This window comes from Nitratireductor aquibiodomus, from assembly GCF_900105565.1.
GTDB classification, from domain to species: domain Bacteria; phylum Pseudomonadota; class Alphaproteobacteria; order Rhizobiales; family Rhizobiaceae; genus Nitratireductor; species Nitratireductor aquibiodomus.
The window spans coordinates 568064-582408 of sequence record NZ_FNSL01000001.1 but is presented as its reverse complement, the minus strand read 5'-3'; the positions used below and the strand labels follow the sequence as shown (position 1 = coordinate 582408).

Annotated in this window: 13 protein-coding genes; 6 read left to right on the top strand and 7 right to left on the bottom strand. The window is 61.1% G+C overall.

Going from position 1 to position 14345, the window contains the following annotated elements:
* Window positions 1-104 precede the first annotated feature (104 nt).
* On the bottom strand, window positions 105-4922 hold the full coding sequence (locus BLW55_RS02815; RefSeq protein WP_090326545.1) for an apolipoprotein A-IV repeat region-like domain-containing protein: 4818 nt from the start codon (window positions 4920-4922) through the stop codon (window positions 105-107).
* A gap of 309 nt (window positions 4923-5231) precedes the next feature.
* On the opposite strand from BLW55_RS02815, the gene BLW55_RS02810 reads away from it, so the two are divergent.
* Both BLW55_RS02810 and BLW55_RS02805 read left to right on the top strand, forming a co-directional pair.
* Complete coding sequence (locus BLW55_RS02810; RefSeq protein ID WP_244508967.1) at window positions 5232-5546, top strand: Hpt domain-containing protein; 315 nt, start codon at window positions 5232-5234, stop codon at window positions 5544-5546.
* A gap of 149 nt (window positions 5547-5695) precedes the next feature.
* Entirely contained in the window at window positions 5696-6016 is a 321-nt protein-coding gene (locus BLW55_RS02805) for a 2Fe-2S iron-sulfur cluster-binding protein (RefSeq protein WP_007007130.1), read from the top strand.
* Window positions 6017-6076: 60 nt separating this feature from the next.
* Here the strand turns inward: BLW55_RS02805 and BLW55_RS02800 are convergent, their stop codons facing one another.
* Window positions 6077-6691, bottom strand: coding sequence for a DUF922 domain-containing Zn-dependent protease (locus tag BLW55_RS02800; protein WP_177175006.1), 615 nt, complete (start codon window positions 6689-6691; stop codon window positions 6077-6079).
* Window positions 6692-6843: 152 nt separating this feature from the next.
* On the opposite strand from BLW55_RS02800, the gene folP reads away from it, so the two are divergent.
* The 3 genes from folP to folK are packed head-to-tail and all read left to right on the top strand — an operon-like array spanning window position 6844 to window position 8578.
* Window positions 6844-7680 (top strand): dihydropteroate synthase, encoded by an 837-nt coding sequence (gene folP, locus BLW55_RS02795; protein WP_090326536.1) that lies wholly within the window; start codon window positions 6844-6846, stop codon window positions 7678-7680.
* Window positions 7681-7695: 15 nt separating this feature from the next.
* On the top strand, window positions 7696-8055 hold the full coding sequence (gene folB / locus BLW55_RS02790) for a dihydroneopterin aldolase (RefSeq protein ID WP_007007133.1): 360 nt from the start codon (window positions 7696-7698) through the stop codon (window positions 8053-8055).
* A gap of 1 nt (window position 8056) precedes the next feature.
* Entirely contained in the window at window positions 8057-8578 is a 522-nt protein-coding gene (gene folK / locus BLW55_RS02785) for a 2-amino-4-hydroxy-6-hydroxymethyldihydropteridine diphosphokinase (protein WP_090326533.1), read from the top strand.
* A gap of 63 nt (window positions 8579-8641) precedes the next feature.
* Here folK and BLW55_RS02780 read toward each other — a convergent pair whose 3' ends face one another.
* The 4 genes from BLW55_RS02780 to BLW55_RS02765 all read right to left on the bottom strand — a co-directional run bounded on the left by BLW55_RS02780 (window position 8642) and on the right by BLW55_RS02765 (window position 12515).
* Window positions 8642-9187 (bottom strand): hypothetical protein, encoded by a 546-nt coding sequence (locus tag BLW55_RS02780; protein WP_025029653.1) that lies wholly within the window; start codon window positions 9185-9187, stop codon window positions 8642-8644.
* Window positions 9188-9384: 197 nt separating this feature from the next.
* Complete coding sequence (locus BLW55_RS02775) at window positions 9385-10449, bottom strand: YcjF family protein (RefSeq protein ID WP_007008012.1); 1065 nt, start codon at window positions 10447-10449, stop codon at window positions 9385-9387.
* Window positions 10446-11927: a YcjX family GTP-binding protein gene (locus tag BLW55_RS02770; protein WP_090326531.1), complete on the bottom strand. Its 1482-nt coding sequence runs from the start codon at window positions 11925-11927 to the stop codon at window positions 10446-10448. The genes BLW55_RS02775 and BLW55_RS02770 overlap by 4 nt, the downstream gene beginning before the upstream one ends.
* A gap of 81 nt (window positions 11928-12008) precedes the next feature.
* Window positions 12009-12515 carry a SixA phosphatase family protein gene (locus BLW55_RS02765; RefSeq protein WP_090326528.1) on the bottom strand — a complete coding sequence of 169 codons (507 nt, stop codon included), beginning with the start codon at window positions 12513-12515 and terminating at the stop codon, window positions 12009-12011.
* 264 nt (window positions 12516-12779) lie between these two features.
* Between BLW55_RS02765 and dksA the strand changes: the two genes are divergently transcribed.
* Window positions 12780-13196, top strand: a complete 417-nt coding sequence (dksA, locus tag BLW55_RS02760; RefSeq protein ID WP_007008015.1) for an RNA polymerase-binding protein DksA — start codon at window positions 12780-12782, stop codon at window positions 13194-13196.
* Between the two features lie 113 nt (window positions 13197-13309).
* Here the strand turns inward: dksA and BLW55_RS02755 are convergent, their stop codons facing one another.
* The gene (locus BLW55_RS02755; RefSeq protein WP_090326526.1) at window positions 13310-14173 is read right to left on the bottom strand and encodes a flagellar biosynthetic protein FliO; all 864 of its coding nucleotides are present in this window, start codon (window positions 14171-14173) and stop codon (window positions 13310-13312) included.
* Window positions 14174-14345 lie beyond the last annotated feature (172 nt).

Sequence of the window (14345 nt, the reverse complement as noted above, 5' to 3'; positions counted from 1 at the left end):
AGCAGAAGCTGTGCGCCCGAACAACGGTTTGCAGATTGCCATTCAAAAGGAAACGGGCCCGCGAGGGGCCCGTCCGGTTCGTTCAGCTTGTATGCCGTATCGTGTTAGCGAAGACGGCCGCTCGCGTGTGCCAGCATCGTGTAGACCTTGCCCGTATCCGAGGTCAGATAGGTCTGGGTCATCATGTTGTCTCGATCCGAGCGCGACACGTCCCGCAGAAGTTTTTCGAAATCGCGGCAGTACAGATCTACCGCCGAATGGAACTCGGGATCGGAACGATACTTGTTCTGGATTTCGTCAAAAGTCTGCTGGCCCTTAAGCGTGTAGAGCCGACGCGTGAAGACATTGCGCTCCCCACGGCGGTAGCGGTCCCACAGGTCGATCGATGCTTCATGGTCGATCGCACGGGCGATGTCCACCGAAAGCGAGTTCAGTGATTCCACGACATGCAGGGCTGAACGGTCTTCCTTCTGAACGGAAGGCGCCTGGCGTTCGCGCTCGCCGCGACCCTCTTCGTTTGAAGCACTGCGCAGGAGATCACGGATCCAGCCGCCGCCCGCTGCGGGCTGATTTGCCTGCTGGGGTGCGCGTGCGGTCTCGGCCGGTCGCGGTGAAGCCGGTGCGGGCTGGCGCGGTCGTTCGATCACCGGCTGCTGCGCGGCGGCAGGGGCCGGTTGGGATGCACGCGGCGCCGGTGTCGGTGCGGACTGGCGCAGCGGAGCCGGCTCGGCTGCGAGACGGCTTTCGCTTTGCTGGTCGAGCCCATGCATCCGGCCGGATTTCGACACGATGTCGGAAAGCTCCTTCAGCGCGTTCACCTGTTCGGTGATGGCGTTGCGCATCGCCGAAGTGGACTGCTTGGCCTCAGCCGGCAGTTCTGCGATGCCGCGCTTCACGTCGCTGCGGGTCTGCTCCAGTTCGTTGCGAATTTCAGCGGCCGTGCGGCGGATTTCATCCGTGGCCCCGCTGAAGCGGCTGGTGGCCGCTTCAACGACTTCGGCAATCGACTGGCGGATGCCGTCGACCGATTGCTGCGTGCGGCCCTCGGCGGAGGTGAGTGTGCGCCCGACAAAATCCTCGAACGCGTTCATCGTCCGCTCGATGTGCTCCGATTTCTCGGCCAGGCCGGAGGCGAGGGCTTCGAGAGCCTTCTGGCGGTCTTCGAGATTGCCGCTCAAACCGGACTGCGCGCGTTCGAGCAGCTCGGATGCCGTTTCCAGAACCTTGCTGTGATCTTCGAAGCGGCTCGCGATGGCGGAGATCTCACGCAGCGTCCTGTCGGAGAAATCGGCCAGGCGGCCCGAGTTCGCATTGATAAGGCTCGCGGAATTGGAGAAGGTTTCCGCTGCCTTTTCTGCATTTTCAGCGAAGTTCGTCGCGGTGGAGCTGAGCCGCTCATCCACTTCGGAGAGATTCTTCGAGGCGGTGGAGATCAATGCCCCCAGACGCTGACCCGAAACGCCAAGCTTCTGCAGAAGCTCATCGATATGGCCGCTGAGGCTCGACTGCACGTGCTCGAAGGCCGAAAGCGCTTCATTCGTGCGGTTGGTGAGCGCGTTGAGGAGCGCTGCGTTCTCGGACTGCAGTCGCTGCGTGGTTTCCGTCGTGATCGCTTCGATGCTTTCGCGCAGTTCTCCGCCACTGGCTGCGAAACGCTCCACGAGTGGCTTTGCCGTCTCGTCCAGAATACGCGACATCTCGGAGGTGCGTCCGGCGAGGATCGCATTGAGCTCACGGGTCCGCTCTTCCAGGTTTGAGACGGTCTCGTTCGTGCGCTTGCCAATGTGCTCGTCGACCGAAGCGAAGGTCTGGGCGATCGTATCGGCCGTGGAGACAAGGCGCGCCTGCGTTGTCGAGAGCTGCTGGTTGACATGCTGGGCGACCGATTCCGCGCTTTCGCGTAGGCGGGCGTCTGCATCGTTGACGCCGCCGGAAATCGCGCTCGCAATCATGCTGGCGCTGTTCGAGAGGCGTTCCTGCAGGCTGGAAAGGGATTCGCCCATGGCGCTGGCGCGTGCGTCCAGCTCGGCCGAAGTCTGATGCGTGCGCGCGATGATGCGCTGATCGAAATCCTCGAAGGTTTTCGACAGATCCTCGGTGCGGGCCGCCAGTTGTTCGGTGGTCTGATCAACGCGGGTGACGAGCTTGCGGTCGGCCGCCTCGAACGTATCGGTGATCGCCCTTGTGTGCTGCGACAGCGTTTCAGCGGTCGATTCAAGGCGCGCTGCAATGCGGCCGTCAACTTCGGCAAATGTCTGCGCGAACACGCCTGCACGTTCGGTGAAGCGCGCGGAGGCGTCGTCGAAGGTGCGATCGATGTCCTCAATACGCGCGCCAAGCGTCGACGCGGTCTGTTCGGCACGCGCCGCGATGCGCTGGTCAGCGTCCTCGAAGACCTTGGAAGCTTCCTCGTTCAGCGTCGAGGTTGCCTCGATCACCTTGTCGCGCAGGGCGCCGGCGACCACGATCGCGCTGTTCTCGAGCGTGCTGCGCACATTCTCCACACCAATGGAGAGCGCTTTTTCCATGGTCTGGGTGCGCTCTTCGATGATCCCCGTCTGTTTGGTGAAGATCTCATTGACGCGCAGGGCCTCGTCTTCGATCACGGCATTGAGGGCCGAGCGGTGCTCGTCGATCTTGGCGATGTTGGCGTCGAGCGCCTGACCAAAGCCATCCCGTGTCCTGGAAAGCTGCTGAACCTGCTCTCCGATCCCGGCCTCGAAGGTTGCGCGCGCCAGATCGAGCTTCTCCATGTCTTCGGTGAGCGCACCGGAAAGCCGCTGGTGCGTTTCTTCAAAGGCCTGGATCTGACGCTGTGCAGCCTCACTCATTCGCGACTGGGTGGCGTCGATACGCTCAATGCCTTCATCGAAATGCGCGGCCATCTGCGACCAGTTCTGGTCGAGACGCTTGCCGAATTCGCCGGCAGTGTTCTCCAGCATGATGCTGGTCGATGCCACGAGATCGGAGAGCTCGCTGCCGAGCGCAGACTTGCCTGCTTCGACAGCTGCCGAAACCTCGTCCTTGCCCTGTGCGAAGGTGCTGGCGATCTCCCGGGTGCGTTCGACGAGGGTTTCGTTGATGCTGCGCGCCCGCGCTTCCAGGGCCGAGTTGAGCTTCTGTGTGCCTGCGTCGAGCGCTTCGGCGCGGGTGGTGAACTCGGCAATGAGCGCCCGGCCACGTTCGGTGACGGCATTCTCGAGCTGGCCAAGACGGGTGTCGAATTCGCTCGACATGGAGTCGGTCGCCTCACCCAGTGAGGAGAGCAGCGCCGAGCTGCGGGTCTCAAACAGCGTGTTGAGCGAACGGGTCGTCTGGTCGGTACGCTCGGCAAGGGTTGCCATGCGTTCATCGAACAGATTGCCGAGCGTCTGCGCTGCGTCCTGGGTCTCCTTGGTGAGGGTGCCGAGGCGCGAATCGAGAACCTTCGTCAGGGTCTGTTCCGCATCCTGTGTATTCTGGCTGAACGTTGAGATGCGCGAATCAAGGACATTGCCAAGCTTGGTTGCGGCTTCTTGGGCACCATCGGCCAGAGCCGAGACACGCGAATCGAGCAGACCGCCGATCTTTTGCGTCGCCTCGTCGGTCCGCTCCGCAAGCGTCGCCATCCGCGTGTCGAACAGCGTGGCGAGGTTCTGTGTTGCATCCTCAGTGCCCCTGGTCAGGGACGCGATGCGTGTGTCGAGCAGGCTTGCGACAGCGTCACCGGAGGTGGTGATGCGTTCCGAAAGGCTCTGGATGCGGTCGTCGATGCCCTTATGCAGGGTGCCGCCGGTGCCATCGAGCTGCTTCAGCAGCGCCTCACTTGATGCGTTGACGGAGGCTGCAAGCTGCTTGGAAGCATCGGCGATGGTCGCACGGATGCGCTCGCCGGCAGTGTCCAGCTCGTCCTTCAGGATTTCGTGCGCGCCGGCGATGGATGCGCGTACGCGTTCAGCGTGGCCGACAATGCCTTCACGTTCCGAGCCAAGCCCGTCAACCAGGTGGCGGATGCGCGATTCGTTCTCCGAATAGGCGCGCTCCAGTTCACTCACCTCGGTGTGGACCAAGGATTCGAGCTCGACGGCGCGGGTGAGGGTGCGGTCCATGCCGTCACCCATGGCCTGCACTTCACGGCGCACGGCCTGACCAACGGTCATGATGCGCTCATGGGCGAGGTTTTCAGGCTCGGCAAGACGGAAAGCAGCTTCCGCCATCGATTGCGCGGCAAGTCGCATTTCCTGCGCGCGGCGCACCATGACGGCAAATCCCCAGAACAGGATCACCGGAACGACAATGCCGACGAGCAGTGCAATCGCGTGCGGCGCCGCCAGAAGGGCACCGGTCGAGCGAATCTGCCAGAGCTCGGAGCCGTAAAGCATCTGACCGAGAAGAATGCCGCCGCCGATCCACAGGGCGGAGAGAACTGCGACGAGCCAATAGGCCGTGTTGGGTGCGCGGCGGTCGAATTTGCGCATGACCGCGCTGAAATCACCAGCCCGGTCGTCATTGGCGGGGGCGAATGGCTGGGAAGCGTTGTTCTCGGGCGCCGGGTCGACCGGTGTGAGGTTCTTGCGGTCGACAGGGGCGTCTTCGGTTTTCACAGGCTTGGAGGCCGTGGCGCCTGCCTTGTCCGGCGCAGCAACGCTGGAAGCCGGAGCGGCCGTCTTGGCACCCGGGGCGTTTCCAGCCGTCTCCTTGGCGGACGGCGAGGTGTCTTTCTTCTCGCTCACGGTGACCTTGCCGTCTCCGTTCTGGTCGCGGTTTTCGCGCGCGAGTTCCTCGGCTGCTGCAGATATCTGCGCTTCCAGGTCCTCCATGGAGGCGGCGATATCCAGGTCGCCATTCTCCAGACCGTCCGCAAGCTCCAGATCGAGGGCATCCTCGAGTTCCTTCGCAAAATCGCGCTTGGGTTGATTTTTCTTTGCTACTGTACGCGCCATACCGCCAAACCTCAGCTACTCTCAGCCGGAGCCTCATACGCAAACTTGAGTAACCTCGTACTCCGACACTATGCCCAAAATGAGCCAATCGTATCGTAATGGGACAAGAGCCTGTTGAAAACATGCAATCGGTCCGATGTGTAAAAGTTTAAACATAAGGTTAACGACGTTTTTGGTGAAAGCGTCGCTTTGGAGCGAAGCCGTTAACCCGTTGTCCATCCGGCATTAATAGTGTGTGAAGGGTGCCGTAGAGGAAGCCGGGGACCGATGCGCGGATCAAATCATGCCAAGCTTTTTGAGGAGAGGGATGTGTCTGTTGGCCCGACGCCGGTCGATCTGAAACACCTGTCGCGTCAGACCATGGGCGATCAGGCGCTGGCCCTTGAAGTCCTCGGCATGTTCCGCAGGCAGACAGAAGGGCTCGGCGAGCGCATTCGCACTTCGGACCTTCAATCGAGGCGCGAGATGGCGCATGCACTCGTCGGATCGGCACGAGGGGTCGGCGCGATGGAAATTGCCGCCTGTGCTGCTGGTATCGAAAAAGAACCGGCAGACGAGGAGAGCATAATGTGCCTGGTAAGCCTGATCCACGAAGCCAATGAATTCATTTCTGAATTAAGCTGATGCGATGTCGCATCCCAGCATACGGATTGCCTTTCGTCTCCAAAAACCATAAGTGATGCGCGAAACCCGGGGCGCAACGGGCCTCGCCGAAGTAGCGCGCTCCATCTCCACGCACCCGCATCAAATCCAAAAAACTGCCGAGTATCCGCATGCCGAAGATCACCTATATCGTTCCCGATGGCACGCGCTTTGAGGTGGATGCCGAAAACGGCTCCACGGTCATGGAGAACGCCATTCGCAATGCCGTGCCCGGCATTGAAGCCGAGTGTGGCGGTGCGTGTGCCTGTGCGACCTGCCATGTTTATGTGGAGGAGCAGTGGTCCGATACGGTCGGCCAGCCTGAGGCAATGGAAGAGGACATGCTGGACTTCGCTTACGAGGTTCAGCCCACCTCGCGCCTGTCCTGCCAGATCATCGTGCGTGATGATCTCGATGGTCTGGTGGTGCGCATTCCCGAACGGCAGGCCTGAGCAAAAGAGCCCGTGGCCAACTGGAAGCATCCGATGGACGCAACTGCGCGGTGAAGCGTTCTAACCGGGGTTCCGTCCCTTTTCGAGCTGTTCCAGCCGGTAATTGAGCAGCCGCATCAGGCGCCATTCGAAGTTGCCGCTTTCGATGCGGTCGAATCTTGCCTGCGCGGCATCGTGTTCTTCGAGTTTCTTCTGCGTCACCTGTTCGGCGCGCGCCTGAAGGGCTTCACAGGAAGAGCGCGGTGCAAGATTGCCAATCCCGTTTTCGATGCTGCGCGCGTAGCGTTTGGCAATTCCCAGATGGCTTTCTTCATGGCGCTTGATGTCTTTTGACAGCGTATCCCAGATGAGTGCGGTTTCCGGTCCGGCGCTCCTTCGGTTGCGCCAGCGGGGGAGGAAGACCCGCGCCTTGACCGAAACCCTGACGTCGGCGATGCGGCAGCGCCGGTTTTCTTCCTCGTAGGTTATCCTGGTCTTGAACTCCATCCGTGTCGCGCCGGGGTGTCTCTGCCCGGTGCTCTGCACATGCGGTCCACGCGAGCGGAGCTGTTCTTCAATTTCGCTCAGCGTTTTTCCGCCGATGGAGAAGTAGCTGTAGGTGCGTGAAATGTCGGCGCTCGCGGTGGGAAAGGTACCCAGTGCCAGCAGGGCGAGTGTCAGCGTGATGCGTCTCATGATGTCTCCGATCTTCACCCTGCGACGTCGGTTGCGCGATGACAAGCCCGGCGCTTCCGGTTTCCGAGTCGACCGGTCAAACACATTGCGGTTGATTTTGGCGGCAATGAGCCGCAAAAACGCCTGATTGTGATCCGGAGGCTGAAAGCCTGATGACTTTTCCTGTCTGGAAACTTGCGCATGGGCGCGAGCTCGCGCTCGGCCCCGACGCGATCATCATGGGCATTCTGAACGTTACGCCGGACAGTTTTTCCGATGGCGGTGCCTTTGTCGGCGTCGAGTCCGCGCTCCGACAGGCCGACAGACTGATCGGCGAGGGGGCGTGCATTGTCGATATCGGTGGCGAATCGACCCGTCCCGGCGGTGCGCCGGTATCCGCTGCCGAAGAGCAGGATCGGATTCTGCCTGTGTTCGAGGCGCTCGCGGGGCGCGATGACGTCCTTCTTTCCGTAGATACCTACCGGGCCGAGACGGCACGGCTCGCCGTCGCTGCGGGAGCCCATATCGTCAATGATGTCTGGGGGCTTCAGCGCGAGCCGGGCATTGCAGAGGTCGCATCGCAAAGCGGGGCAGGGCTCGTCATCATGCACACCGGTCGAGAGCGCGAGAAGCTTTCCGACGTGATCGCCGATCAGTTCTCGTTTCTGCGCCGCTCGCTGGAAATCGCCCGCCATGCCGGCGTTCGAGATGAACAGATCTTGCTTGACCCGGGTTTCGGCTTTGCCAAGGACACGCAGGAGAACATCGAGATCATGGCTCGTTTCGAAGAACTGGCCGGCCTTGCATTTCCCCTGCTTGTCGGTACATCGCGAAAGCGCTTCGTGGGTGCGGTCACGGGCCGCGAGAGCGCAGAAGATCGGGATATGGGAACGGCGGCGACCAGTGCGCTGCTGCGAATGAAGGGCGCAGCCGTTTTTCGGGTGCACGATGTCGCAATCAACAGGGATTCGCTGAAGGTAGCAGATGCTATGCTTGCAGCGCAGAGATAGGCCGGTGAGGCGATGATGTATGTAATCCGGATGAAGAACTGCGCTTTCTTCGCGCGTCACGGCGTGCACGACGAAGAAGAGCGCCTTGGCCAGCGCTTCTATGTGGATGCGGTGCTGACCGTGGAGCCTGGCCGTGCGCTTAGCGATGATTCTCTGGAGGGAACGGTCGACTACGGCGCGGCCTTCAAGGTCATTGAAGAGATCGTCGCTGGCAAGCGTCGATTTCTGATTGAGGCTTTGGCGCTGGAAGTGGCGAAGGCACTTGCTGCCCGCTTCCCGCAGATTGCGCGTTCTGAAATCACGATACGCAAGCCCAACGCTCCTGTTCCCGGAGTTCTGGACTATGTCGAGGTTTCCGTGGTCTGGCCGCAGTAGAATGCAGGACGTTTATCTGGGTCTGGGGGGCAATATCGGAGACCCGCGCCGGGCGATGCAGATGGTTTTGGCGGCCCTCGATGCACGGCACGATACGGAGGTTCTCGCCGTCTCGTCGCTCTATCGCACGCCCCCGTGGGGCAAGCTCGATCAGCCCGATTTTCTCAATGCCGTTGCCATGGTGCGCACCAGCCTTGATCCGCATGCGCTCCTCGAGCAGTGCCTGACGATCGAACGGGCACTCAAGCGCATACGGGCGGAGCGCTGGGGGCCGCGCCCCATCGACGTTGACATCCTGTTTTACGGTGACCGCACCGTGGACGATGCCGGGCTGACGATACCGCATCCGCGCATGGCCGAGCGTGCATTTGTCCTGGCTCCACTGGCCGAGATTGCGCCGGAGCGGGAGATTGGCGGAATAAGCGCCAGAGCGCTCCTTGAAACGCTGGATCAGAGCGGTATGGAGCGAATTACGCCCGACGGAATGTGGTGGCGCGTCGATGGAGACAAAAAAAGCGGCTGAAAGCCGCTTTCTTCCCGAAAACCTCACGACATGATCGACATGGCGCCCACAAGGCACCAGCGATTACTGCCGGGCGATGGCTTCGATGCCGCCGGAATCCGTGCGCTTCAACTTCATTCCGATCACCGGAACCATATCGTCGTTCACCTGCACCGAAATAGTGATGTGCATCGTGTTATTGTCGCTAATGCGCGCGCGCATCGCACCGCTGAGCGATGAGCGGTGAAGAGCGAACACCACGTCGTTTCCGATCACCTTGCCGCCGGTGACATCAAGACCCTTGCCGGCCGCGCCATCGAGGAAGGTTCCGATGTAGCCGCCCTTTCCACGTACCACGCTGGCCTTCATGGGCTGCGTGAAGACCCCGACACGACAGCTTCCGTCGAGTGCCATGCCAATCTTCTTGTCGGGTGTGCCACCGTCGAAATTACAGACGAACTTCGTACCCTTGTATTTGCCGGCGACAATTTCGCCGGGACCGGACCAGCTTCCTTCTACGGACTGGAAAAAGCGCCGCTCCTTTTCCGAAGCTTCCGCCGTGCCGGCCAAACCGGAAATCGGGGCTGCTGCAGCGGCCAGAAGAGCGAGCTTGAGCGCGAATTTCAGCATGAGCTAAAGAACCAGATCAGGTTGAAAAAGAAATCTAGCGGGAATCCTGCCGCAGATTGGTTAAGGCTTTGTCTACCATACCGGCCTGATTCGGTGCAGCGGCCGAGTGCATCAAACCCGGAACCCCGGTTGCGATAGTTCGCGAGTGTGTCTTTTGAGACTCACCCGATCAGCCGACGACTTCAGAGAAACCGGCGCTATGTTTTCGCGCTATCCTTGCCGGTCTTCTCGCTCGACGCGAAACTTGTGAGTGCTTTCAGAAAGTCGCTGATGCCCGGGCGCTGAACGGCGTTGAACGGGAGGGGACGGGCGGCGTCCATGGCGGCGATACCGATGCGCGCCGTCATCATGCCGTTGACCACACCTTCGCCGAGTTTCGCAGAAAGGCGTGCTGCAAGCCCGTGGCCCACGACCTGCTGAACCAGCGTTTCGCCGGCGGCCATGGAGCCGGTGATGGCAAGATGCGTGAAAATGCTGCGCACAAGGCGCATGAATCCGAGGAATCCGGGCCGCCCGCCATAGAGATCGGCAATGCGGCGTGTCAGCCGCGCAGCCTCGAAGAGCACATAAGCGATGTCGACCAGCGCCCGGGGAGATACCGCGGTCACCACGGACACGCGCTTGGCCGCGTTCAAAACCTGGGTTCGTGCCATGGCGTCGAGGGGCGCGAGCAGTTCCTTCTCGGCAACTGCGAGAAGGTCCGCGCCGTCGATCACATCGTCTTTGAGGCCCTGCAGCGTCGCGCGGCCGGCGGCCGTCTCGGGCTTGCGCGCCAGCAGACCCATGAGGTGATCCACCGTTTTCCTGGCTTCTGCGGTGTTATTGCGAAGGATCGCGTCCGCTGCATCCCGGCGCATCGCCTCGATGGAAGCGAGCCGCATGATGCCGAGTGCTTCACGAACAAGGATTGCCACGAACGCCAGCAGCGCTGTCGCGGCCACGCCGAGCGCCAGCCAGCCCAGCCAGTCGGCGCGGGTGAAGAGGTCGCGGATCAACCGGTCGGTCCAGAGACCGATTGCCAGCGAAACGAGGATACCGAAGGCGGTGAAGAAGACGCGGCCCAGTATGGAGCGGCGGCGCGATGGAACCGGCGGCGGGGTGGTGAGAGCAAGATCCGGCTCGGCGAAATAATCGTCGCTTTCGGCGACCACCGCCACTGCCTTGCCCGGGCCAACCACCTGCGGTTTTCGTTTGGCTGCCGGCTTTTCGACCTTTTCGGGTCTCGGCGGATCTATGCGAAACGATGCGGGCGCTCTCTTCATGCGAGTTGGTCTCCGACAAGAAACTGAAGGGCCCGGTCAAGTCTGATATGCGGGAGGGAAAGGGTGAGGCCTTCGGCGGTTCGCTCGAGCCGCGGCGGGCGAAACCGCACGAAACGGAGCGGGTTCTCGGGAGCGGAGCCGGCGTTTTCTTCATCCGGTCCCGGTTGCTGAAAGATCAAACCGGGCTTTTCGGGCAGGTCGCCTGGAAAGATTGCCGTTTCGGTTTCGCCGTCGAAGGTCTCACCGGCAATGGTTTCGCCCTCCAGCGGTGTTCCGATGATGACGGGCAGTGTCTCCTTGCCCTGTCTTACGGTTCCCTCGCGCGTCGCCCGCACGGCGGCCATGGCGAGAACGTCGACGGCGGCGCCGGAAAAACCGGCCCGCGCGATGGCACGGTCGGCGAGCCGACGCACGATTGCCTGCAACCGGTCATGGCTTTCGTGGTGGATGTGGTCCGCCTTGGTGGCCGCGACCAGAATCCGGTCGATGCGGTGCGAAAAAAGCCCCGTCAGAAGATTGCCGCGCCCCTGGCGAAAGCACGAGAGGATCTCGGTCAGCGCCCGCTCGAGGTCGGTAACGGCCTCGGCGCCCGCGTTCATGGCCTGCATTGCGTCGATCAGCACGATCTGGCGGTCGAGCCTGGCGATGTGTTCGCGGAAAAACGGACGAACGACATGCGTCTTGTATGCCTCATAGCGCCGCTCCATCATGGCATGCAGCGAGCCGGGCTTGCCCCGGGCGCCGGGCTCCACACCCAGCGGGGCGAAGGTCAATGCCGGGGAACCCTCCAGATCGCCCGGCATCAGGAAGCGGCCGGGTGGCAGCGTCGAAAGCGCCCGGTGATCGGCCTTGCATGCACGCAAATAGGATGAAAATGCCTCGAAAAGCCTGCGGGCGGTCATTTCATCTGCCGGTTCGTTCGGGTCGACCTCATGCGTCAGGGCGCGCCATTCAGCCGAAAGATCGGCGCGGGCAGGAAGGGCTGCCATCTCCAGCGCCTCGTGGCAGAAGGTTTCGTAATCCTTCGACAGTAGCGGTAGGTCGAGCAGCCATTCGCCAGGATAATCAACGATATCGAAGGATAGTTTCCCGCGTGACAGGAGACGGTTCCATGCTGATGCGGATTCGAATTCGACCGTCAGGCGCAGTTCGGAGATGGCGCGTGTGGATTCTGGCCAGATACGGCTTTCGACAAGCGCGGCGATGTGATCTTCATACTGGAAGCGGGGGACCGCATCGTCCGGCTGGTGTTCCAGATAGGCCTTGGAAATACGCCCCGAACTCTGCGCGTCGAACAGCGGTAGCCGTCCACCATGCAGAAGATTGTGCACAAAAGCGGTGATGAAAACGGTCTTGCCTGCGCGTGAAAGCCCGGTAACGCCGATCCGAAGTGAGGGCGAAACGAGCCCGGTGGCGCGCCCGGCCAGCGTGTCGAGAGCGATCCGCGCTTCGTCCGTGTATGTGGTCAATGAAGCCAAAAGGCGAAATCCTCAAAAATCGCAAGACCTTGCATATAGGAACCCAAAGCCGTGATTGAAGACCGTTGGCGCAGCGTGCCGTCAGAGGTCCGGCTTCAGGAAGGCTTCGAGCCGCCCGCCATTGCGTCTTATGTCCGCCAATGGTCCGGGAAAGCTGATGACTGCAAGACCGCATGTGGGAAAGCCGGAGGCGGTTCCGCGCATTGCCTGTTGATCTCCTGCGGAAGGAAGTTCGAACGCCAGATCCTCCATCATCGGATTGTGCCCCACCAGCAGCAATGTCTCAGCCACCTGCGCTTCCCGCACGGCGTGCAGATAGTCCGTTGCATCGGAATTGTATAATTCCTGGACAAGTTCCGTTTTTGGGGGGCTGTCGAAGAGTGTTGAAGCAACGAATTCAAGTGTTTCGACGGCGCGCCTGGCTGGAGAACACAGGATCAGATCGGGAATGAGGCCGATTGAGCGCATGCGCATTCCAAGCGCCTTTGCATCGGATTGGCCTGACTGGGTAAGGGTTCTGTCGAAATCCGACGTACCAGGTGCCGCCCAGCCGGCCTTTGCATGGCGTAGCAGGAAAAGGCGGGACATTACCGAAATCCGGGAAAAAACGAAGAAAACGCGCCAAGAAGCTGCTGGTTTGAACCAAAACTGCGCGGATTTTCCGTCATTTTATCCTCCGTGGAATCCCTTGATCTCCCCGGGGAGTTTATACGCATCCCGCGTTTGGAGTAGGAGATATCCACTATTTCCGCTGCAATTAACAAAAGCGTGAAGCATGCGGCCTTTATGCTTGTGGTTGCGGGGGTGCGTGAATATATAGGCGCGGGCGTCAAAACATCTCAGGGTGACTCGATGAATGAGCTCAGAAATGCCGAATACGTGCCCACCGAGGACGAACCCTTCATGAATGAGCGCCAACGCTCATATTTCCGTGCGAAATTGCTGCGTTGGAAAAGCGACATTCTCAAAGAAGCGCGTGAGACCCTCGAGGTACTGCAACAAGAAAGTGCAAATCACCCGGACCTCGCTGACCGTGCGTCGTCCGAAACGGATCGCGCAATCGAACTGCGAGCGCGGGACCGCCAGCGCAAGCTAATCTCCAAGATCGATGCCGCCCTGCAGCGCATCGAGGAGGGGACCTACGGCTATTGTGAAGAAACGGGTGAGCCGATTTCACTGAAGCGGCTTGATGCACGCCCGATTGCGACCTTGTCGATCGAGGCACAGGAACGTCATGAACGCCGCGAGAAAGTCTATCGCGATGATTGATACTCTACTTTAAGCAGGCTTTGACTCGGGCTTGTCTTGTTTTGTGCGCGCCACCCCTCTGGGCTGGCGCTTTTTTCTTGTCCACCGTCTGGTGAGAGCCTTGAACCGGGTCGTCAGTGTTTCTGTTCTGAAAGCTCTTCAAGCAGGCGGCTCATCTCATCTTCGAGCGTGTGTTCGCCGGTCTGATTCTGTGCGGCGGATTGCTCTGCGTGTGAGACTTCAAAATCAACGGCAGGCGCCTCGTCTGTGTGTCGCGAACCGGCGTCGGGTTCTGGTGGCCGGTGTTCCCCGGCGTCTTCGACCCGCGGCTCACGTTTTGGGGCAGCCGGCGTCACGGCGGCAAGCGAACCGATCGATGCCGCTGTAACGGCGCGCCGCGGAGCGGGCGCCGACACAGGTTCTCGCATTGGCTGTGGGGCTTCTGTCACTGCTTCTGCCGGATAACGGCGGGGCGCCGGCGCCGGAGCGGGTGTCGGCCGACTGGCTATCTGGATCGTCGGTTCCGGTGCTGACGGGCGGCGTTCGGGCTCGGGCTCAGGCATTTCCGGTTCCGGCGAAGAGGGGGCGGTGCGGGGCGCTTCTCTCTCCACATCCGGTTCCTGCATGCCGGAGGCTCGTGGTTCGACTGGCGCAGCTGGTTCTTCGACTTGGTGCGTCGCAGGCTCGGCAGTCGTGGCACGGGGCCCCCCGATATTGGTTTCGATCACGAGATCGCCTGGTCCGCCGATCAGGATGAGGTGTTCCACATCATCGCGGCGCACCAGTATGAGACGTCTGTGGTTGTCCACGGGGGTGGCGTCCGTCACAGCCAGTCGCGGCTGCCTGCCACGCGCGCCGGAGATAAAGGTCCCGGCGGTAAACCGGCGGTTTACCCGGAGAAACACCAGAAGGACGACGGCGACGGCTATGAGAATGATCGTCCAGAAGGCCGCGGTCGCGTAAGCCTCTCCAAAAAACCCCACGAGCCAGTCGCGCATTCGTCTACTCCACTTTCAATCAGATCAGCCAAACTATGCGTCTCGCAGGGACGCGGCAACCCGCGGGTGCGCCGAGGGGGCCTGACGGCATGGTTTTCAGCAGCAAAATTCGCGCAAATAAAGGCGATTTGCGTTTCGATTACATGTGTACGCTTGCAGATGCCGGGAGCCC